The 20,019-nt window shown below is 72.2% G+C and carries 21 protein-coding genes; 6 read left to right on the forward strand and 15 right to left on the reverse strand.

From position 1 onward, the window contains the following. Window positions 1-3: 3 nt before the first annotated feature. The 4 genes from ACQP2F_RS44465 to ACQP2F_RS44480 form a co-directional block, all read right to left on the reverse strand. On the reverse strand, window positions 4-921 hold the full coding sequence (locus tag ACQP2F_RS44465) for a septum formation family protein (RefSeq protein WP_433298799.1): 918 nt from the start codon (window positions 919-921) through the stop codon (window positions 4-6). A 75-nt stretch (window positions 922-996) separates the two neighbouring features. Further along, complete coding sequence (gene panD / locus ACQP2F_RS44470) at window positions 997-1,422, reverse strand: aspartate 1-decarboxylase (protein ID WP_433298801.1); 426 nt, start codon at window positions 1,420-1,422, stop codon at window positions 997-999. Then, complete coding sequence (gene panC, locus ACQP2F_RS44475) at window positions 1,422-2,243, reverse strand: pantoate--beta-alanine ligase (RefSeq protein WP_433298803.1); 822 nt, start codon at window positions 2,241-2,243, stop codon at window positions 1,422-1,424. The genes panD and panC overlap by 1 nt, the downstream gene beginning before the upstream one ends. A gap of 136 nt (window positions 2,244-2,379) precedes the next feature. Beyond that, the gene (locus ACQP2F_RS44480) at window positions 2,380-3,267 is read right to left on the reverse strand and encodes a Rossmann-like and DUF2520 domain-containing protein (RefSeq protein ID WP_433298805.1); all 888 of its coding nucleotides are present in this window, start codon (window positions 3,265-3,267) and stop codon (window positions 2,380-2,382) included. 140 nt (window positions 3,268-3,407) lie between these two features. Between ACQP2F_RS44480 and ACQP2F_RS44485 the strand changes: the two genes are divergently transcribed. Both ACQP2F_RS44485 and ACQP2F_RS44490 read left to right on the forward strand, forming a co-directional pair. Further along, the gene (locus ACQP2F_RS44485) at window positions 3,408-4,364 is read left to right on the forward strand and encodes an SAM-dependent methyltransferase (protein WP_433307887.1); all 957 of its coding nucleotides are present in this window, start codon (window positions 3,408-3,410) and stop codon (window positions 4,362-4,364) included. Between the two features lie 17 nt (window positions 4,365-4,381). After that, window positions 4,382-5,506, forward strand: a complete 1,125-nt coding sequence (locus tag ACQP2F_RS44490; RefSeq protein ID WP_433307889.1) for an NADH-quinone oxidoreductase subunit D — start codon at window positions 4,382-4,384, stop codon at window positions 5,504-5,506. Window positions 5,507-5,512: 6 nt separating this feature from the next. On the opposite strand, the gene ACQP2F_RS44495 is transcribed toward ACQP2F_RS44490, so the two are convergent. From ACQP2F_RS44495 to ACQP2F_RS44510, 4 genes are all read right to left on the reverse strand, one after another. Continuing rightward, window positions 5,513-6,826 carry a hypothetical protein gene (locus ACQP2F_RS44495; RefSeq protein WP_433298807.1) on the reverse strand — a complete coding sequence of 438 codons (1,314 nt, stop codon included), beginning with the start codon at window positions 6,824-6,826 and terminating at the stop codon, window positions 5,513-5,515. Window positions 6,827-6,927: 101 nt separating this feature from the next. Further along, complete coding sequence (locus ACQP2F_RS44500) at window positions 6,928-7,920, reverse strand: glycine betaine ABC transporter substrate-binding protein (RefSeq protein WP_433298809.1); 993 nt, start codon at window positions 7,918-7,920, stop codon at window positions 6,928-6,930. Window positions 7,921-8,059: 139 nt separating this feature from the next. Then, window positions 8,060-8,773, reverse strand: coding sequence for an ABC transporter permease (locus ACQP2F_RS44505; protein WP_433298812.1), 714 nt, complete (start codon window positions 8,771-8,773; stop codon window positions 8,060-8,062). Continuing rightward, complete coding sequence (locus ACQP2F_RS44510) at window positions 8,770-9,489, reverse strand: ABC transporter permease (RefSeq protein WP_433298814.1); 720 nt, start codon at window positions 9,487-9,489, stop codon at window positions 8,770-8,772. The genes ACQP2F_RS44505 and ACQP2F_RS44510 overlap by 4 nt, the downstream gene beginning before the upstream one ends. Before the next feature lie 2 nt (window positions 9,490-9,491). On the opposite strand from ACQP2F_RS44510, the gene ACQP2F_RS44515 reads away from it, so the two are divergent. After that, entirely contained in the window at window positions 9,492-10,505 is a 1,014-nt protein-coding gene (locus ACQP2F_RS44515; protein ID WP_433298816.1) for an ABC transporter ATP-binding protein, read from the forward strand. Between the two features lie 58 nt (window positions 10,506-10,563). Here the strand turns inward: ACQP2F_RS44515 and ACQP2F_RS44520 are convergent, their stop codons facing one another. The 7 genes from ACQP2F_RS44520 to folP all read right to left on the reverse strand — a co-directional run bounded on the left by ACQP2F_RS44520 (window position 10,564) and on the right by folP (window position 15,098). Then, on the reverse strand, window positions 10,564-11,055 hold the full coding sequence (locus tag ACQP2F_RS44520; RefSeq protein ID WP_433298818.1) for a hypothetical protein: 492 nt from the start codon (window positions 11,053-11,055) through the stop codon (window positions 10,564-10,566). Between the two features lie 63 nt (window positions 11,056-11,118). Further along, window positions 11,119-11,424, reverse strand: a complete 306-nt coding sequence (locus ACQP2F_RS44525; protein ID WP_433298820.1) for a hypothetical protein — start codon at window positions 11,422-11,424, stop codon at window positions 11,119-11,121. Between the two features lie 28 nt (window positions 11,425-11,452). Then, window positions 11,453-12,679, reverse strand: coding sequence for an ABC transporter permease (locus ACQP2F_RS44530; RefSeq protein ID WP_433298822.1), 1,227 nt, complete (start codon window positions 12,677-12,679; stop codon window positions 11,453-11,455). 141 nt (window positions 12,680-12,820) lie between these two features. Next, a complete protein-coding gene (locus ACQP2F_RS44535; protein WP_433307891.1) occupies window positions 12,821-13,300 on the reverse strand; it encodes a DUF3180 domain-containing protein in 480 nt (159 codons plus the stop codon). Between the two features lie 35 nt (window positions 13,301-13,335). Then, window positions 13,336-13,863, reverse strand: coding sequence for a 2-amino-4-hydroxy-6-hydroxymethyldihydropteridine diphosphokinase (gene folK, locus ACQP2F_RS44540; protein WP_433298824.1), 528 nt, complete (start codon window positions 13,861-13,863; stop codon window positions 13,336-13,338). Next, the gene (gene folB / locus ACQP2F_RS44545; RefSeq protein WP_433298826.1) at window positions 13,860-14,267 is read right to left on the reverse strand and encodes a dihydroneopterin aldolase; all 408 of its coding nucleotides are present in this window, start codon (window positions 14,265-14,267) and stop codon (window positions 13,860-13,862) included. The genes folK and folB overlap by 4 nt, the downstream gene beginning before the upstream one ends. A gap of 12 nt (window positions 14,268-14,279) precedes the next feature. Continuing rightward, the gene (gene folP, locus ACQP2F_RS44550; RefSeq protein WP_433307893.1) at window positions 14,280-15,098 is read right to left on the reverse strand and encodes a dihydropteroate synthase; all 819 of its coding nucleotides are present in this window, start codon (window positions 15,096-15,098) and stop codon (window positions 14,280-14,282) included. Between the two features lie 362 nt (window positions 15,099-15,460). Between folP and ACQP2F_RS44555 the strand changes: the two genes are divergently transcribed. From ACQP2F_RS44555 to ACQP2F_RS44565, 3 genes are all read left to right on the forward strand, one after another. Continuing rightward, window positions 15,461-15,754, forward strand: a complete 294-nt coding sequence (locus ACQP2F_RS44555; RefSeq protein ID WP_433298828.1) for a hypothetical protein — start codon at window positions 15,461-15,463, stop codon at window positions 15,752-15,754. Window position 15,755: 1 nt separating this feature from the next. After that, complete coding sequence (locus ACQP2F_RS44560; protein ID WP_433298830.1) at window positions 15,756-16,118, forward strand: hypothetical protein; 363 nt, start codon at window positions 15,756-15,758, stop codon at window positions 16,116-16,118. A 103-nt stretch (window positions 16,119-16,221) separates the two neighbouring features. Then, window positions 16,222-20,019 (forward strand): ATP-binding protein, encoded by a 3,798-nt coding sequence (locus tag ACQP2F_RS44565; RefSeq protein ID WP_433298832.1) that lies wholly within the window; start codon window positions 16,222-16,224, stop codon window positions 20,017-20,019.

Here is a 20,019-nt window from a genome sequence, read left to right on the forward strand (position 1 = left end):
CCGTTACTTGTACTGGACGGGCAGGCTCGCGACGCCCTTGCCCTTCAGCGACGAGGTGAGCTCGGCGCCGTCGAGCCAGAGGTAACAGCGCACACCGTAGTCGCCCAGCTGCCACACGTCGGCGCTGCCCGGCAGCGAGATCACCCCGGTGCGGTACTGCAGGTCCTGGTCGTTGGGCACGGCCGCGAAGGTGGCGATCAGGGTGCGGCAGCCGTCGTGGAACTTGGCCCAGCCGGCGTCGTCCTTGGGATAGCCGAGGCCCTTGGCGTCCCAGACGCCCACGAACTCGGCGTTGTGCTTGGCCGAGCAGGCCGCTCCCGGCATCCCGGCGATCGCCCCCGAGCTGTCCATCGCCACCGCGTAGCAGCCGAGCAGCAGGCCGGAGGTGCCGTCGGTGAGCTCGTTGCGCAGGCTGCCGGCCCGCTGCACGAGCAGCCCGTCGTCCTCGACCGAGCTGAGCTCGAGGGCCTCGCAGCGGAACCAGCGGGAACCGCCGCTCCAGGCCGCCGTGGTCGGATGCGTGACGCCGATCCAGATGCGCGCGGTCCGCCAGTTGCCGCCGAGATAGCTGCTCGTCTTCTCGTCGCACGTGCGGTAGGCGGCCTTGGCGCCCGCGGAGCCCTCGGCCGGGGGCTCGTCGGCGTCGGCGGCCGGCGCCTCGTAGGTTCCGACGTACACGGTCTCGGTGCGGTGCTTGAGGTTGCAGTCGATCTCTTCGTACGTGGACCGCGCCCCAACGGTGTTGAAGTTGGCGCCGTGGCACGTCCCGGCCGTGGGCTCGAAGCCGGTGGCCGGTTCCATCGCGGCCCAGCCGTTGGTGAGGTCGCCGTCCACTCCGCCGGGCATGCCGCAGCCCGAGGCGAGCAGCAGCACGCCGAGGATCGCGAAGATCCCCCGCCATGCGAGCGCTCCCTTACCCATTGAGCCGAGGGTAAACCGAAATAACGGTCTAAAATTCCAAACCGCATATTTCGTACGGTAGGAGCAGTCCCGCCGTCAGACGGTCAGCGTGAGATCGCCCCGGACCAGGCCGTCCGCCATGCCGTCGACCGCCGCGGCCGGGTCGGCGCCCAGCTCGATGATCCGGTTGTCGGCGTCCACGTGCACCACGCGCGGCAAGTACTCCCGGGCCTCGGCGTCGTCCATCTGGCCGTACGCGATCAGGATGACCAGGTCGCCGGGGTGCACGAGGTGGGCGGCCGCGCCGTTGATGCCGATCACGCCGGTGCCGCGCTCGCCGGGGATCACGTAGGTCTCGAGGCGGGCGCCGTTGGTGACGTCCACGATCGCCACCTGCTCGCCGGCCAGCAGGTCGGCCGCCTCCATCAGGTCGAGGTCCACCGTCACCGAGCCGACGTAGTGCAGGTCCGCCTGGGTCACGGTGGCCCGGTGGATCTTGGACTTCAGCATGGTGCGGAACATCAGCGGCCCTTCAGCTCGAGCGGGACGTTGTCGATGAGGCGGGTGTTGCCGACCCGGGCGGCGACGAGCAGGCGAGCGGGGCCGGCCGACGGCGCCGGGCCGAGATCGGGTCCGGTCAGCGCGAGGTAGTCCACGCGTACGGCCGGCTCCTCGTCGAGGATCTTGGTCGCCGCCGCCAGCGGATCGGCGTGCTCGGCGCCCTCGCGCAACGCGCGGGAAAGAGCCAGGGCGGCTCGGCGCTCGTCGGCCGAGAGATACCGGTTGCGGCTGGAGAGGGCCAGGCCATCCGGTTCCCGTACGGTCGGCACGCCCACGATCTCGGCGTTCAGTTCCAGGTCACGGACCATCCGGCGGATCAGCGCCAGCTGCTGGAAGTCCTTCTCGCCGAAGAACGCCACGTCGGCCCGGGTCAGCTGGAGCAGCTTCTCCACCACGGTGAGCATGCCGGCGAAATGGCCGGGACGGCTGGCGCCCTCGAGGATGTCGCCGAGCGGGCCGGCGTTCATCGTGATCGACGGGGCGCCGCCCGGGTACATCTCGTCGCGGCTCGGGGCGAAGACGACGCTCACGCCCTCGGCCCGGCACGCATCGAGGTCGGCCTCGAGCGTGCGCGGGTACCGGTCGAAGTCCTCGTTCGGCCCGAACTGCAGCGGGTTCACGAAGATGGTGACCAGCACGAAGGCCGAGCGCTCGCGGGCCGCCCGCATCAGCGTGCGGTGCCCCTCGTGCAGCGCGCCCATCGTCATCACGACCGCGACCCGGTCGGGCGCGGCGGCGACCGCGGCGGCCAGCTCGGCCCGGGTGTGGATCAGCTGGGTCACCGGGCGCTCCCGTCGATGCGGCGGCGGGTCGGAAGAGTCCGGGCGCGCTCCCGGGGACAGCACGGGCCGCTCACAGGGCGCTCCCCACGGCGGCGCGGGCCGCTCACAGGGCGCTCCGCACAGCGGCGCGGGCCGCTCACAGGGCGCTCCCCACGGCGGCGCGGGAGAGGGCGTCCATCAGCGGCGCGGCGTCCTGTGGGCGGAGCCGGCCGGCGGCGATGGCGCGGTCGGCGGTGCGGCGGGCGAGGGCCAGGTAGGCCGGGACCGACTCGGCCGGGATGCGGTCGAGGTGCTTGCGCACGGTGCCGGCGTCGCCCCGGGAGACGGGACCGGTCAGGGCCGCGTCGCCGAGGCGCAGCGCGTTGTCGAGCGCGGCCCGCAGCAGCGGCGCGAGCACCCGGGCCGGGTCCTCGACGCCGGCCGTGCGCAGCAGGTCGGCGGCCTCGTTGACCAGCGTGACCAGGTGGTTCGCGCCGTGCGCGAGCGCCGCGTGATAGAGCGGGCGGGCGTCCTCGGCCACCCACTCGGGCACCCCGCCGAGGTCGGCCACGAGCCGGGTGGCGAAGGCGCGGTCGGGCGTGGTGACGCCCCAGGCGATGCCGGGCAGCCGGTCGAGGTCGGCGCCGGCGCCGGTGAAGGTCATCGCCGGGTGCAGGGCCATGCCGTTCACATCGCCGAGAACGGCCAGCCCATGAGCGCCCGAGGTGTGCGCCACGACCTGGCCCGCCCGCAGCGCGCCGGTGGCGGCCAGCCCGGCCACCACGCCGGCCAGCGCGTCGTCGGGCACGGACAGCAGCAGCAGGTCGTCGGCGGCCCGGGCAACCTCGTCGGCGGGCAGGATCGCGGCCTCCGGCAGCAGCCGGGCGGCCCGGTCACGGGAGGCGGCGGAGACGGCCGCGGCGGCGACCACGTGATGGCCGGCGGCATTCAGGGCGGCGCCCAGGACGGCGCCCACCCGGCCGGCGCCGACGACGCCCACGACCAGAGGACGCGCGCCGATGCGGGCGCGCGGCACTGCGCTCATAGCGAGATCCAGTCCTCGAGAAGGGGTACCGGTCGAGCGCAAGTATGCGCACCGGTTACCGGCTCGTGACAACGACCTGTGAAGAACAACATCCGGGGGCCGGGGCCTATGGTGTCGGAGTGACGGGGTGGCGCGCCGCGATGACCGCCGGGCTGTACGGGCCGGACGGGTTCTTCACCGCCCGCGCCGGCGGTCCGTCCCAGCATTTCCGGACAAGTGTGCACGCGTCGCCGCTGTTCGCCGGGGCCCTGCTCACGCTGGTCGAGCGGGTCGACGCCGCTCTCGGGCACCCCAAGGCCTTCGACCTGGTGGATGTCGGCGCGGGCGGCGGCGAGCTGCTCGCCACCCTGCGCGCGATGCTGCCGGACCACCTCGCTCGGCGGGCCCGGCTGACCGCGGTCGAGGTCGCGCCCCGGCCGGACGGCCTCGACCCGGGGGTCGGCTGGCGGCGGGACATCCCGGACGGGATCGTCGGCCTGCTGGTGGCGACCGAGTGGCTCGACAACGTGCCGCTCGACGTGCTCGACCTCGACGACGCCGGCCGCCGGCGCCGGGTGGAGGTCGAGCCGGCGACCGGCAAGGAGTCGCTCGGCGGGCCGCCGGACGCGGCCGACCTGTTCTGGCTGAGCCGGTGGTGGCCGGCGGGCGGACGGGTGGAGATCGGCTGGCCGCGGGACGCGGCCTGGGCCGACGCGGTCGACCACGTGCGCCGGGGCTGCGCGCTCGCGGTCGACTACGGCCATCTGCGCGCGGACCGGCCCCCGCTCGGCACGCTCACCGGGTTCCTCGGCGGCCGGCAGGTGCCACCGGTGCCGGACGGGAGCCGCGACGTGACGGCCCACGTCGCGATGGATGCGGTGGCGGCGGCGGCCGGAACGCCGTACGAGCTGATCCGCCAGCGCGAGGCGCTCAAGGCGCTCGGGATCGACGGCGCCCGGCCGCCTCTTGATCTTGCCCATCGGGACCCGGCGGCTTACGTGCGGGCGCTCTCGGCCGCCGGCGCCGCCGCCGAGCTGATCGAGCCGGGCGGACTCGGCGCACACTGGTGGCTGCTGCACACGGTCGGGATCGAGCGACGTGGGAGCATGCTGTTGTGACGGACGCCCTGCGCGAGATGACGGTCGGGACCGGCGCCGGTATCGAGACGGCCGACATGGTCCTCAACATCGGCCCCCAGCACCCGTCCACGCACGGTGTGCTGCGGCTCAAGCTCACCCTCGACGGCGAGCGGGTGGTGGCCTGCGAGCCGATCGTCGGCTACATGCACCGCGGCGCCGAGAAGCTGTTCGAGGTGCGCGACTACCGGCAGATCATCATGCTCGCCAACCGGCACGACTGGCTGTCGGCGTTCGCCAACGAGCTGGGCGTCGTGCTGGCCGTCGAGCGGTTGATGGGCATCGAGGTTCCGGAGCGCGCGGTCTGGCTGCGTACGGCGCTGGCCGAGCTCAACCGCGTGCTGAACCACCTGATGTTCCTCGGCTCGTACCCCCTGGAGATCGGCGCGATCACGCCGATGTTCTACGCGTTCCGCGAGCGCGAGACGCTGCAGGCGGTGATGGAGGAGGCGACCGGCGGCCGGATGCACTACATGTTCAACCGGGTCGGCGGCATCAAGGAGGAGGTGCCGGCGGGCTGGACCCGCCGGGCGCGGGAGGCGATCGCGCTGGTCCGGAAGAGGCTGCCCGACCTCGACCGGGTGATCCGGCAGAACGACATCTTCCTGGCCCGCACGGTCGGCGTCGGGGTGCTGACGGCGGCGCAGGCGGCCGCTTACGGCGCCTCGGGCCCGGTGGCGCGGGCGAGCGGCCTCGACTTCGACCTGCGGCGGGACGAGCCCTATCTGGCGTACGACCAACTGACCGTCCCCGTGGTGACCAAGACCGCCGGGGATTGCCACTCACGGTTCGAGGTGCTGCTCGACCAGGCGTACGTCTCGCTCGACCTGGCTTCCGAGTGCCTCGACCGGGTCGACCGGATCTCCGGCCCGGTGAACGTCCGCCTGCCCAAGGTCGTGAAGGCGCCCGAGGGCCACACCTACGCCTGGACCGAGAACCCGCTCGGCATCAACGGCTACTACCTGGTCTCCCGCGGCGAGAAGACCCCGTGGCGGCTCAAGCTGCGGACGGCGTCGTACGCGAACGTCCAGGCCCTGGCGACGCTGATCCCCGGCTGCCTGGTCCCCGACCTGATCGCCATCCTGGGTTCGATGTTCTTCGTGGTCGGGGACATCGACAAGTAGCCCGCCTCACCGGCGGCGGCCGTAGCCCTGGGCATAGCGGTCGTCCCCGGCGGGCGCCGCGTCCCACCCCGGGTACGAGGCGAAGTCCTCGAACGTCCCGACGTTGGTGTCGTTGGCCGAGGGCCGATGCCGCCGCGCCTTGTAGCCGGCGTCGCCACCCGGCGACGGGCCGTCGTAGCCGCCGGCCAGACCGTAGCCGTTCCCGCCGCCGCCGTAGACGTTCCCCGAGTCGCCCTCGGCGCCGTAGTCACCGTCCGGGTCATAGCCCGCCGCGACGCCACTCGCATAGCCGTAGGTGCGACCCTGGCCATAATCGCCGGAGCCGTAGTCGTTCCGGCCGTGCTCGCCCGGGCCGTATTCGCCGCGGCCGTGTTCGGCCTGGCCGAAGTCGTCGTGGCCGAAGTCGTCGTGGCCGTAGTCGCCGTTGCCGTGGCCGTAGTCCTCGTGGCCTTGGTCATCGTAGCCGTAGTCGCCGTCGAAGCCGTTCACCCGGGCCGAGCCGTAGGTGCCACGACCCGGCGCGGCCGGTGGCAGGTCGGCATAGCCGCTGCCCGCCCCGAAGTCATCATCGTGCGGCTCCGCGCGCCCATACTCGTTGCCCGGCCGGACCGCAGCCACGGCACGCGGGGGCGCCGACGGCGGCGGGACCGAAGACGCGCCACGCTGAACCGGAATGGCCGCCGACGCGGTGGCGGCGACCGGCACTCCCGGCACGGAAGCCAGGCCGGGCCCACCGGGCACGGAAGCCATGCCCGGTCCGCCGGGCACGGAAGCACGGCCCGGCCCCCCAGGCACAGAGGCCGCGACCGGTCCTCCAGGCACGGAAGCCACCCCTGGCCCGGCGGGCACCGCAGCCAACCCTGGACCGGCCGACACCGAGGCTCGGCCAGGTCCGCTGGGCACGGACGCGCGGCCCGGCGCGCCCGGGACGGGAGCCATGCCGGGACCGCCCGGAGCAGGAGCCATGCCGGGACCGCCCGGAGCAGGAGCCATGCCGGGACCGCCCGGAGCGGGGACGAAACCTTGGGGAACCGCGGCCGAAGCGAGCTCCGCCCGCAGGTCGGCGCGCAACGCCTCGATCTCCTCGGCTATGCGGTCTTCCACGTGCATGCGCTGGAGCACCGGGTCGGCCCGGATCAGCACCGAGGCGCCGACCAGGACGACACTCACCGCTATCAGCAGCACCGCGAAGCGCACCGAGTTGGAGCTTTGACCGAGCAGCACGATCGCCGCGGCCAACGGGGCGAGCAGGACGCCCGCCCAGATCAGGCCGCGGAGCAGTCGCGAGCTGTGCCCAGTCTCGTGGTCCCTCTCCGGCATGGGCGCTGATGCTACCGAGAGTGCGCCACGGCGCAAACGGCCGAGCGCCGAGCCTCGAAAAGTCGAAACTCGGCGCCCGGCCGTGCGGATGGTGCGACCGATCAGCCGGCGGCCAGGGCGCCGTCCGAGCTGAACACCAGGCCCACGCTGGCCGTGCCCTGCTTGAGCGCGGTCTTGGTGAGCGGGCCGCCCGCGTCCAGCGTGGCGAACTTGCCCGCCTGGAACTGGTAGACCTCGACCAGGCCCTGCTGGCACTTGGGACGCTGCGGGCACTCGGCCGGGCCGCCGAGCACGGTGGCCGCACCCGAGCACTTGGCGGCCAGGTCGGACAGCGTCTTCACGCCGTACTTGTCGGCGAACGCCGTGGTGACCGCGAACGCGTTCTGGTCCTGCGCCTCGGACGGCTTGCCGAAGACCAGGCCCACCTTCTCACCGAGGGCGGTCAGGTTGGTCACCGTCGTGGCCAGGTCGGACGAGGACGGGTCCTTGCCGTTCTTGTCCACCTTGCCCTGCAGGAACGTGGCCAGGGTCGCCGCGTACTCGGGGACGACCGAGATGTCGCCCTTCTCCAGCGCGGGCTCGTAGAGCTCGCGGTTGCCGATCTGCTGCACCTTGACCTTGAAGCCGGCCGCGGTCAGGACCTGGCCGTAGATCTCGCCCAGCGTCGCGCTCTCGCTGAAGTTCGCGGCGCCGACGGTGATGTTGCCCGACCCCTTCTCGAGGCCGGTGGCCAGGTTGTTGGCGGTGATGAACTCGGTGGCCGCCGCCTTGGACGACTTACGGTCGATGTCGACCGCCTTGTTCAGCGCGATCAGCTTCGTCGTGTCGAGCGCCGCCGAGACCTTGTCCAGCGCGGCGACGAGCTGCGGCGAGGACGCCTTCTTGTTGATCGCGGGGAGGACGTTGTCGGTGTTCTGCAGGTGCTTGTCATCGGTCAGCACCACCAGGTCGTTCCCGGCGACGGGGGCGCAGCCCGCGCCCGCGGCCGACGAGGGTGGCGCCTCGGTTCCGGAGGAGCCGGCACTGCCACAGCCGGCGAGAGAGACGACGGCCGCCGTTGCGCTGGCCGCCATCAGGAGCAGGTGTCGACGCATACTGCCGCCTTCTGTGTCCCGGGATGACCGTCGTGGTCAGCCCGCGTGTCCGACGGGCAGCCGAAGTGCGATGCCCGTATGTATGCCCTGCAAGGTCTACCCGCTGGGTATGACAACTTCCGGGAAAGATGCTGGTCCGTTACCCAGCCGGGTCGGCGACCGCCACCGTACGACGTCGTCCGGTCCTCAACGGACGGGGCGTGACCAGGCGTTCCACGAGCGCGAAGAGCCCTTCGACCAGGAGTGCGAGGAGCACCACAGCGATGCCGCCGGCCACGATCTGGTTGCCGCCGACGTTGATGCCCAGCCCGAATCCTGCCGTAATGATCTGCCCGAGACCGCCGCCATTGACAAATGTGGCAAGTGTGGCGGTCGCGACGACCTGGACGGCCGCGGTGCGCAGGCCGGCGGCCAGGTAGGGCACCGACAGCGGCAGCTCGACCCGGCGCAACAACTGACCGCCGGAGAGGCCCATGCCGATCGCCGCCTCCTTGGTCTCGGCGTCGACCGAGCGCAGGCCGGTGTACGCGTTGGCCAGCAGCGGCGGCACGGCGAAGACGGCGAGCGCGATGATCACCGGCAGCTTGCCGAAGCCGAGCGGGGTGAGCGGCAGGATCGTGAGCAGCGCCAGGGTGGGCAGCGCGCGGGTGAGGTTGGCCACCGTGACCACGGCGCCGCCGCCCCGGCCGCGGTGGCCGAGCCAGATGCCCAGCGGCAGGCCGACCAGGCAGCCGATCAGCACGGCCCAGAACGTGATCACGAGATGCTCCCGGAGCCGGTCGAGCAGCCCGCCCGGGTTGGTCCAGTTCAGCGGGTCGTTGAGCCAGATCAGGCCGTCGCGGAAGTAGCTCATGCGGCGCGCCTCCGGCTCCAGGGCGTGAGCACGCGGCCGAGACCGACCAGAGCCAGGTCGAAGATCAGCGCCAGGGCGACGCACAACACCGTACCGGTGAGGATCTCGGCCTTGTAGAAGTTGTTCCAGAAGCCGCCCATGATCAGATCGCCGAGGCCGCCCTGTCCGATGATCGCGCCGATCGTGACCAACGCCACGGTCGAGACCGTGGCCAGCCGCAGCCCGGTCACGATGCCGGGCAGCGCCAGCGGCAGCTCGACGTGCCAGAGCCGCCCGAACCGGCCGTAGCCCATGCCCGCGGCCGCGTCCCGGACCTCGGCCGGGACCTGCGTGAGACCGGTCAGCGCGTTGCGGACCAGGAGCAGCAGGGCGTAGAGCACCAGCGCGATCAACACCGTCACCCGGTTCGTCGCGCCCAGCGCCGGGGCCAGCAGCGCCAACAGTGCGAGCGACGGAATCGTGTAGAGCACGCCGGAGAGTGCGAGAATCGGCCCGGTCAACGGTCTGATCCAGTACGCGAGGACGGCGAGCGGCACGGCGACCAGCAGCGCGATCACCACGGTCTCCAGCGTGATCCCGACGTGGAAGCCGAGCTTGGACATGATGGTCCCGGCGTTGTCCTGCACGTACTGCCAGGAGAACCACGGATTTCCCGGCCCGTCACCGGCGGGCGCGGCAAGTGGTGGGTGCGCCGGCGCCCACGACAGGAAGGACATACGTGGACGCTACCGCGATCAACGGATCCGGGCCCGCCCGGAGCGCGGCGTCGATCACGCTGGAGGACGTCGGCAAGACCTACCCCGACGGCACGGTGGCGGTCGGCGACTTCAGCTTCGAGGTGAGCGCCGGCGACCTGGCCGTGCTGATCGGACCGTCGGGCTGCGGCAAGTCCACGATCCTCCGGATGATCAACCGGTTGATCGAGCCGACCCGCGGCCGGATCCTCATCGACGGGCAGAACATCCTCGAGCGCGACCCGGTCGAGCTGCGCCGGCACATCGGGTACGTGATCCAGAACGTCGGCCTGTTCCCGCACCAGAACATCCGCACCAACGTCGGCACCGTCCCGCGCCTGCTCGGCTGGACCAAGTCGAAGATCAACAGCCGGGCCGACGAGTTGCTCGACCTGGTCGGCCTCGACCCGTCCCGGTACGCCAAGCGCTACCCGCACGAGCTCTCCGGCGGCCAGCGGCAGCGCGTCGGCGTGGCCCGGGCGCTGGCCGCCGACCCGCTGGTGCTGCTCATGGACGAGCCGTTCTCGGCGGTCGACCCGATCGCCCGCGGTCGGCTCCAGGAGGAGTTCCTGCGGCTGCAGGCGACCGTGCGCAAGACGATCGTGCTGGTCACCCACGACATCGACGAGGCGGTCCGGCTGGGCGACAAGATCGCGGTGCTGGCCGAGGGCGGCCGGCTTCTGCAGTACGCGCCACCGGCCGAGCTGCTGCGCCGGCCGGACTCGACCGCGGTCAGCGACTTCGTGGGCGCCGACCGCGGGATCCGCCGGCTGGCCGTGACCCCGCTAGCCCGGGCGATGACCGCGCTCGATGCGGGGGCCGCGACCGACGGGCGGCCCACGGTGGCCTCCGGCGGCACGCTCTACGACGCCCTGGCGGCCATGCTCGCGGCCGACGCGACCGAGGTGGTGGTCCTGGACGGGGATCGCCCGGCGGGCCTGGTCACCCGGGCGGCGATCTTCGACGTACCGGAGACGGAAGCGGAAGCCACGCGCTGAGCGACCGGGGCCGGGTCAGCGCGACCCGGCCCCAGCTCCGCCTAGTGATGGTCCAGGCTCAGCTTCGGCCGCGGCGGCCGCCGAGGGTCGCCAGGCCGATGATCCAGCCGACGAAGAAGCCGTAGGTGACGCCCACGCCGGTCAGCTTGAACGCGTTCAGCAGCGACGGATTGGTGAAGAACAGGCCGGTGAGCAGCGCGGCGACGGCGGCCGCGAAGATGTACGCCGACCAGCCCGCGAAGAACTGGCTGAGCGTGCCCCGGGCCCGGGCCAGCTGGTTGCCGGGCAGCATGTACAGGAAGATCGCGGTGAACAGGACCAGCAGGATGGCCTTGAGGTCACCGACGATGACGTCGCGCAGCGAGTCGTTGGAGTTGAACGTCCAGTGCGGCCAGGCGAGCAGGCGCAGGAACCAGCCGCCGGCCGAGTTCTCGTCGGCGTTCTTGAAGACCCAGTCGAAGTACCACGGGCTGCCGAAGACGAGGACCAGTATGAGTGCGGCGAGCGTGCCCGCACCGGGCGCAGACTTGTAACGAGAGCCGAGAGCCATGCGCCGCTAATTCCCAACGCGAAGCTCTTTTCAAACGACGGCGGTAAATGCGCGTTTCGTCGACTATTGGTGCTTCTGTAGGTAGTCGATGAAGGCGGCCCGCAGCAACGGTTCCTGCTCGCCGTACCCGTGCTCCTCGTAGCCGCCGCGGCCGCGCAGCTCCCGCCAGAGCGCCACCACCTCGTCGATGGTGGGTCCGATCGAGTTGGGCGCGCCGTCGAGCTCCGCCACGTCGTCGGAGTCGGGCAGGTGCTTGACCACCGACCAGATGAACTTGATGTCGTGGTGCTTGCGGGCCACGGCGAAGGCGCGCTCGCGCAGCTCCTCGGTGGGCAGCGCGTCCAGCTCGGCGAAGCTCGGAAGGGTCATGACGGCAAGCATAGGGTGATCGCGGCGATCACCTCGCGGATCCCCACGGTCCGTCGTCCCAGCGGTCGGTGCGGCCGGTCGAGGTCGCCGGGGTCCAGGTCTCCAGATCGGGCGTCCAGTTGGTGGCCGTGCTGGTGGTCGGCGCCGCGTTCCAATCCTCGCCGGCCGGCGGGAGCGGACGGCCGTAGGTCTCGACCAGCCGGGTCACGATCAGGCCGCCGCCGAAGACGCAGGCGGCGGTGGCGAACAGCGCGATGTCGAAGCCCTTGCGCGCCTGCCAGTCGAGGAACAGGGTGAGCCCGGCGACCGCGAAGAGCGTTCCGAAGATCCCACCCCGGCGCCCGTACGCGCTGGTGCCCGCCAACATGGCCAGGCCGAGCGCGATGCCGGTCCACTCGAGTCCGGTGCCGGGCCGGATCGGGCCGGCCGACTGGGCCGACATGAGGATGCCGGCCGCCACCGCGAAGACCGAGGACAGCAGCAGGGCCAGGATCACCGGCAGCGCGACGACGCCGCCGCGGCGCCGGGCCGGGTCGCCGGACGGGCGCATCCCACCCAGCCAGCGCCGCACCGGCGTCACCGTGCCGAGCGCGCCGCCGAGCACGGCCAGCAGCGCGAACCCGCCGAAGAGGAAGAACGCCTGCTCGGTGGGGTCGTACTGACCTTGCACGGCGACCGGCGCGTTGCGCAGCTGGTCGTAGACGATCACGCCGAATGCGGCGGCGAGCGTGGCCGCCCAGCCGGGCACGTGCAGCACCAGGATCAGCAACCCGATGGCGACCGCGCCGGCGGCCGCGATGATCAACGCCGGGACGGCCGCCTTGAGCAGGCCCTCGTCACCCTGCTCGGCGTAGTGCAGGGCGGCGGCCAGCGCGATCGGGCCGAGCGCGAGATTGGGCACGCCGGCCCGCAGGGTGAGCCCGGCGCCGAGCGTGAGCAGCCCGATGGCGGCGCCGTTGACCAACAGGTCGTCGAGGGCGGGGCGCTTGAGGCTGGACGGGTCGAGGCGCCAGAGCAGGAAGCCGAACGCGGCCGCGGCCAGCAGCAGCACGACCTCCCAGCCGAGGTGGATGCCGAGGCGGTCACGGCCGTCGTCGTCGACGGCACGCATCAGGTCGGGCGAGGTGGTGACGGCGGCCGCCTCCTCCTCGGCCCGGCGGCGCTGCTCGGCCGCGGCCAGCGTGTTCGCCCGGTAGGCGGCCGGGTCGGTCGGCTGCTCGTCCGTCCGACGGAAGGTCGTCTCGTCGTACGCCATGGTCGCCCTCCTCGTGTGCGTCTCCGTGCGGTCGAGACGCACGCCGGGACCGCTGGGCGATTACACCCCGCGTCCAGAGCATACGGAAACGAGTGAGGCTCAGTTCAAGACCGAGTTCGTGCAGGATTCGCGGTTCCGCGCTCAGCGGCGGCCGGTGGGCCGGCCGGAGTCGTCCTCGTCCTTGGCGTCCGGCTTCTCCGGGATGCGGCAGGACCGCTCGAGCCAGAGCGCGGCGCCGACCAGCAGGAGGGCCGCGACCAGACCGCCGGCGGCGGTGGGCAGGTCGTCGTGCGCGGCCTCGGTCGGCTCCATCGCGAGCCAGGCGGTCAGGCCGGCCGAGAACCCGGCCGAGATCGAGCCGACCAGCGAGGAGGCCTTGGCCAGGGCGACGTAGCGCGCGACCTGGAGCGGCTCGACCGGGAGCGTGCCGGGTTTGCGCTGGATGCGGGCGCTGGTGTTCTGCGCGAGCAGGGCCTCGGCGATGGCCAGCACGACCAGCACGATCACCGGGGACCACGGCAGGTCGGGCAGCGAGGAGTAGGAGAAGCTCAGCAGCAGCCAGCCGAGGGCGGCGGCGGCCAGGCCGGCGACGATCAGCACCGAGATGCTCGTCGGCCGCATCGACGGGTCCGACCTGGGCGCCTGCGGGTTGCTGCTCACGCCCTCGACTCTAACGGCAGATCGGGACGCGGGGTCATCCCGGCGAGGTCACCCTGCAAAGCCGGGTCGTTCAGCAGGTCGGTCAGCCAGCCGTGGCCGGGCAGCTGCCCGTACGGCTGGATGTCGATCCACGGACGCAGCACGAACGCCCGCTGGTGCGCGCGCGGGTGCGGCAGCGTGAGCTCCGGGTCGTCGCTGATCACCGGCTGGTCGTCGGCGTCCCAGACGGCGATCACGTCGACGTCGAGCGTGCGCGGGCCGAACCGCCGCTCGGGATCGCGCACCCGGCCGGCCGCCGCCTCGCACGCGCGCGCCCGGTCGAGCCAGTCGTGCGGCGCCGCCGCGTCGTCGACCGCCAGCACCACGGCGTTCAGATAGGAAGGCTGGTCGGGGTCGCCCCAGGGCGGGGTCTCGTAGACGCCGGAGACCACGGCCACGCAGTCGCCGAGCGTGCGGACGGCCAGCCGGAGGTTCCGGTAGCGGTCGCCGAGGTTGCTGCCGATCGACAGCACGGCCCGGCTCACGGCCCGTCCCCGGCGGCGGCCGGCCGGGCCGGAGCCGGCCGGCTCCGGCGCAGCGTGACGGTCACGTCCGCGAACTCATGCGGGATGGGCGCCTGCGGCTTGTGGACGGTGACCTCCGCCGCGGCCACCCGGGGGTCGTCGAGGCAGACCGCGATCAGCCGGTCGGCGAGCGTCTCGATCAGGTTGACCGGCTCCCCGGTGACCACGGCGACCAGCCGCCCGGCCAGCTCCCCGTAGTGCACCGTGTCCGTGACGTCGTCGCTGGCCGCGGCCCGGACCAGGACGTCGTCGCCGAGCTCGAGCACGACGTCGACCACGAACTCCTGCCCCTGCGCGCGCTCGAAGTCGTAGACGCCGTGGTTCCCGCGCGCCCTCAGCCCGCTCAGCGCGATCCGACCGCTCATTCACCCACCTCTTCAGACGAGCTTCTCAGGCGCCAGGCGAGGCGACCCGGAGGCGCGCCAGACCGCGAGGGCATCGGCGGTTGCCCGTACGTCGTGGACGCGCACGCCCCAGGCGCCGGCGGCCACCGCCAGAAGTGAGGTCGCGAGCGTGGCGGCCTCGCGTTCGCCGACCGGCCGCGGGTGGCCCTCGTCGTCGGCGAGCAGCCGGCCCAGGTACGTCTTGCGGCTGGCGGCGAACAGGACCGGGTAGCCGAGGTCGATCAGGACGTCGAGGTTGCGGGTCAGCGCCCAGTTGTGCTCCGCGGTCTTGGCGAAGCCCAGGCCCGGGTCGAGAATGATCTGTCGCGGGTCGACGCCGGCGCCGACCGCGGCGTCCACCCGGTCGAGCAGCTCGGCCCGCACCTCGGCCACCACGTCCGCATAGACCGCCAGCCGGTTCATCTCGCGCGAGTGGCCGCGCCAGTGCATCAGGATCCACGGACAGCCGGCGTCGCGGGCCACGGTCGCCATCGCCGGGTCGGCCAGCCCGCCGGAGACGTCGTTGATCACCGTGGCGCCGGCCTCGAGCGCGGCGGCGGCGACCGCGGCCCGGGTCGTGTCGATGCTCATCGGGACGCCGGCCGCGGCCAGGGCCTCGATCACCGGGACCACCCGGGCGATCTCGGTCGCGCCGTCCACCCGCTCGGCGCCGGGCCGGGTCGACTCGCCCCCGATGTCCACGATGTCAGCGCCGGCCCGGTGGAGGGCCATGCCATGTTCGACGGCGGCGGAAACGTCGGTGTACCGACCGCCGTCCGAGAAGGAGTCGGGCGTGACGTTCACGATTCCCATCACGACCGGGTGATCTCGGCGGATTGCTGCCACGCCCGTGAGCTGCGCGTCTCTCGGCTGACTGGTCACGGAACGAGGGTAGGACGGGCGGGTTGTGGCACGTATGTACGATGGTTGGTAACTCATCTTCATTCACGCCTTTACGTTGCGTAACGTTTCAGGCGCTTGTAGGCAGGAAGTACGCGCCGTACTCTTCGGATCTGGGCATCATGAAGGAACCGAAGAGAGCAGACGAGCATGGCAGTGCCCGAACGGCTCACTCGACGCGGTGAGCTGGAAGTAGCACGATATGGGCGTCGCCGTGCGGCTTCACAACTGCAGCGTGTCCGAATCCCCCTAACCGGACACGGGGAGGTTTATCAATGATCGCCACCGAGCTCGCCACGCAAGTGGTGACGGCGCTCCACCAGGGATCGCTGGCGGCAGCCGAGCCCAAGGGCATCGACACACAAGGCATCGTCAAGTTCTTCGCCAGCAACATCGCGCCGATCCTGCTCGCGGTGCTTGGCGTGATCTTCATCGGACGAGCCAGCCGCGGCGAGATCTCCAAGGTGCTCACCAGCTCGGCCATCGCCATCGTCGGCCTGGCCTTCATCGCCGGTGCGGCGACACTCTTCTTCGTCGGCGACTACATCATCAACCTGATCTTCAACTGAGATGCGGCTCCGTACCGACGACGACATCTACCGGGCGCGCTTGGTCTATCTGGGTCCGCCCGGCTACACGCTGCCCATGCACCTTCCGTACGCGCAGTACGGCATGTTCGTCGCGCTGGTTCCCCTGTTCATGGTGCTGCATTACCTGATGACGTTCCGGTTCGACCCGTTCCCGGCGTGGGAGATCGCGCTGGCGATGGTGTCCACGTCGTACGTGTTCCGGCACGTCGACCCCGACCGGCCGGCCCGGGTCGTCATCCGCACCGCTCTGACCGACTGGCGCCGCACCCGCGAGCCGGCCGTGGAGCAGCGGGATCCGAGACTTGTCGCCACTCGCATCCGCATTCGGGAGGAGTTGGTATGACCAGTTTTGCCGTACGCTCCCTCGGGGTTGGCGCATGACCGGATCCCTACCGCACGGGCGTCCCCGCGCGGATGCAGACACGCCCGGCAGGCAGAGTAACCCTATGCACTCGGACCACTACTCTTCGTCGGAATCGGCGGATGTGAACGCCGACGAGTTCGTCGCCGCGCCGGGTCACGGCGCGGTCGGGGTCTTCCAGGCGCCGCAGCCGGTGCGGCCCCGCAACGGCACGGTCGACACCACCCTGGACATCGACTCGCCGTTCCTCGACCTCTTCGGCGGCACGCCGGTCGCCGAGCCGCAGATCTCCCCCGCCGCGCCGCCCCCCGACGCCGACTTCGACTTCGGGTTCGACTTCGACTCCCCGACCGCGGCACCGTCCTCACCGGCCGCGCCCCGCTCCGCGCCAGATTTCCCGCCGCCGGCCGCTCCACAGTCGGCGCCGCCGGCCGCCCCGCACAGCGCGCCGTCCACCGCTCCGCACAGCGCGCCGCCCGCCGCTCCGGGGTTCCCGCCGCCTGCCGGCTCACACTCCGGGCCGGTGGCCGCTCCCCACAGCGCGCCGCCCGCCGCTCCGGACTTCGCTCCGCCGGCTCCGGGCTTCCCGCCGGACGCCTCCGACGTGGCGCCGGCCGCCTCCGACTTCCCGCCGCCCACCGCTCCTCGGTCCGGGCCGCCTGCCGCTCCTTCGTCCGGGCCTCCACTCGCGGCACCTCGGTCCGGGCCGCCGGCCGTCGCTCCTCGGTCCGGGCCGCCGGCCGCCGCTTCGCCGCATTTCGGGTCGACCGCTCAGCCGTCCGCGCCTACCGCTCAGCCTGGACCGATCGCTCAGCCTGGGCCGATCGCTCAGCCCGGGCCGATCGCTCAGCCGCCCGCTTCGGGCGCTCAGCCGCCGGCGCCGACAACGGGCGGGCCGGTCGGAGGGTGGGGCGCGCCCGAGCCGGAGTCGCCGTTCAGCCGCGCGCCGGTCGGGCCCAAGGCCGACTTCTACTCCGACGCCGAGGCACCGGCCGAGGCGTGGCCCGACTTCGACGCCTGGCCGGCCACCCCGCAGACGGGCATCGCGCCGGCCGGGGTCACGCCGCCGGCCGGCGTCCCGGAAGCGGTCTCGACGCCACCGGCCGCGCTCTGGCAGACCGTCGGCGCCGGCGCGGCGGCGGTGGAGCCGTATGCCCCGCCCGCACAGGCCGAGCCCGAGACGGCTCTGCCCGTACCGTCGCCGGCGAAGCCGCCCGCCAAGCGCAAGGAGAAGGCTCCCGCCCGCCGCAAGAAGGAGAAAGAGAACCTTCCGGTCCGGGCCAAGAAGGACGTCAAGCCGGCGCCGCTGCGGCCGCACAAGCTGAAGTTCAGCGACCGCGACCCGGCCATGGAGCTGGCGATCAGCGAGATCGCCGGGCACCTGACCTTCACCCAGAGCACGGTGACGGCCTGGTACTACCTGCCCGAGGTGCGATGGGCCTTCCGGCCGGACGCCGAGCGTGAGGCGCTGCTGTCCGCGATCTCCGAGCAGTACGCGGGCCTGGCCGGCTTCCGTCTGCACCTGCGCCGCACCAACCGGCCGTTCCCGGCCGACGAGTGGGCCCGCACGGTCGACTCGTTCACCGCCAAGCCCCTGCCCGACGTGCGCGGCGCCACCTCCTGGTCGGACCACCTCGTCGCGGCCCAGCGGCACCTGCTCTCGGTCAACCACGCCGAGGGGCAGACGTACCTGGGGGTGACGTTCGCCCGGCGCTCGCTCGGCGACACCTTCGCCGAGCGGGTCATGCGGGTCTTCGGCCGCGGCACCACCGACGGCGAGCGGCGCAAGCTGGGCCGCACGGTCGAGCAGTTCGACGAGGTGCTCAACGCGTTCGGCATGCGCGGCCGCCGGGTCACCCCGGCCGAGCTGGAGTGGCTGCTCTACCGCTCGGTGGCGCTGTGCATGGCGCCGCCGGCGCTGCTGTCGCCGATCACCAACGGACATTGGGAGACCGGCGATCTGCTGGCGCTCACCGAGCAGGTCGAGCGCTACCGGACGCCGTACGGGTCGACGGTCAAGCTGGTGAACCGGATGACCGGCGAGGAGCGGCACGTCGCGGTCCTGTCCGTGGGCCGGATGGAGCCCCTGGAGATCCCCGAGAAGCACGAGCCCTGGCTGCACTTCCACGAGCGCCTGCCGTGGCCGATGGAGCTCTCCTCGCGGCTCGACATCCTCGGCTCGGGCAGCTCGTTCAAGAACCTCGAGCACCGGCTGCGCATGATCCGCTCGCAGCAGCTGGACTACGCCGAGCACGGCATCGACGCGCCGCCCGAGCTGGAGCGCCTGGCCAAGCGGGCCCTGGTGATCGGCGACGAGATGACCACCGGGCTGCCGGTCGAGTCGGCCCGCGCGCACGGCTGGCACCGGATCGCGGTCGGCGGCGCCACCCGCGAGGAGTGCCTCGAGCGGGCCCGCCGGCTCATCCAGCTCTACTCGCGCGAGCTGCGGATCTCGCTGCAGCACCCGAAGAACCAGGACCAGCTGGCCCGCGAGTTCATCCCCGGCGAGCCGATCGCGAACACCGGCTACGTCCGGCGCATGCCGGTCAAGCTGCTGGCGGCGGCGCTGCCCCAGGCGGCCTCGACCGTCGGCGACCGGCGGGGCGACCTCATCGGGCGTACGGCGGGGACCTGTCGCCGCCCGGTCTTCCTCGACCTGCACTTCCCGATGGAGGTGCGCGAGCGGTCCGGCCTGGGCGTCTTCGTGGCCGAGCCGGGCGGTGGCAAGTCGACGCTGATGGGCGCGCTGGGCTACCTCAACGCCCGGCGCGGGGTGCAGGTGACACTGCTCGACCCGTCGGGGCCGCTCGCCCGGCTGTGCCAGATGCCGGAGCTGCGGCCGTACAGCCGCGTCTTGAACTTGACCGGCTCCGAGCAGGGGACGCTGGCGCCGTACGCGCTGATCCCGACGCCGGTCCGCTCGGAGTTCGCCACCGGTCCCGGCGGGGACCGTGAGTTCGAGATCGCCGTCTCGAACGCCCGGGCCGAGCGCCGCATGCTGGTGCAGGACATCTGCTCGATGCTGGTGCCGCCGCAGGTCGCCAAGGAGGCCTCGACCGCGACCCTGCTGCGGCACGCGGTCCGGCAGGTGCCGGCCGAGGAGTCGTCCACCCTCGACGACGTGGTCCGCACGCTGCAGGGCCTCGACGACGACGAGGGCAAGGAGCTCGCCAACCTGCTGCTCGACACCGCCGAGATGCCGCTGGCGCTGCTGTTCTTCGGCTCGCCACCGCAGCACCTGCTCGGCGCCGACGCGGCCCTCACCGTGATCACGATGGCCGGCCTGCGACTGCCCGACCTGAAGATCGAGCGGGAGTACTGGTCGGCCGAGGAGTCGCTGGCCCTGCCGATGCTGCATACCGCGCACCGGCTCGCGGTCCGGCGCTGCTACGGCGGCTCGATGAGCTCGCGCAAGATGGTCGGCCTCGACGAGGCGCACTTCATGGAGGGCTGGCGGTCCGGCCGGTCGTTCCTGGTGCGGCTCGCCCGCGACTCCCGCAAGTGGAACCTGGCGGCGCTGGTGGCCTCGCAGAACCCACGGGACATCCTCGGCCTGGACGTGCAGAACCTGGTCTCCACGGTCTTCGTGGGCCGCATCGCCGAGGACCAGGAGATCGCCTCCGAGGCGCTGCGCCTCCTGCGCGTCCCCGTGCACGACGGCTACGAGGCGACGCTGGCCTCGCTCTCGCAGGTCGACACGTCCTCGCACAACCGGCTGGGCTTCCGGGAGTTCGTGATGCGCGACGTCGACGGGCGCGTGCAGAAGGTACGGGTGGACGTCTCGTACGTCGAGGGCCTGCTGGAGCACCTGGACACCACGCCGGCCGCGGTGAAGGCGCCGCAGACGGCGATCCCGTTGTCCGCGCCGGACATGGAGGCTTGA

This window comes from Actinoplanes sp. CA-030573, assembly GCF_050951115.1.
GTDB lineage: Bacteria > Actinomycetota > Actinomycetes > Mycobacteriales > Micromonosporaceae > Actinoplanes.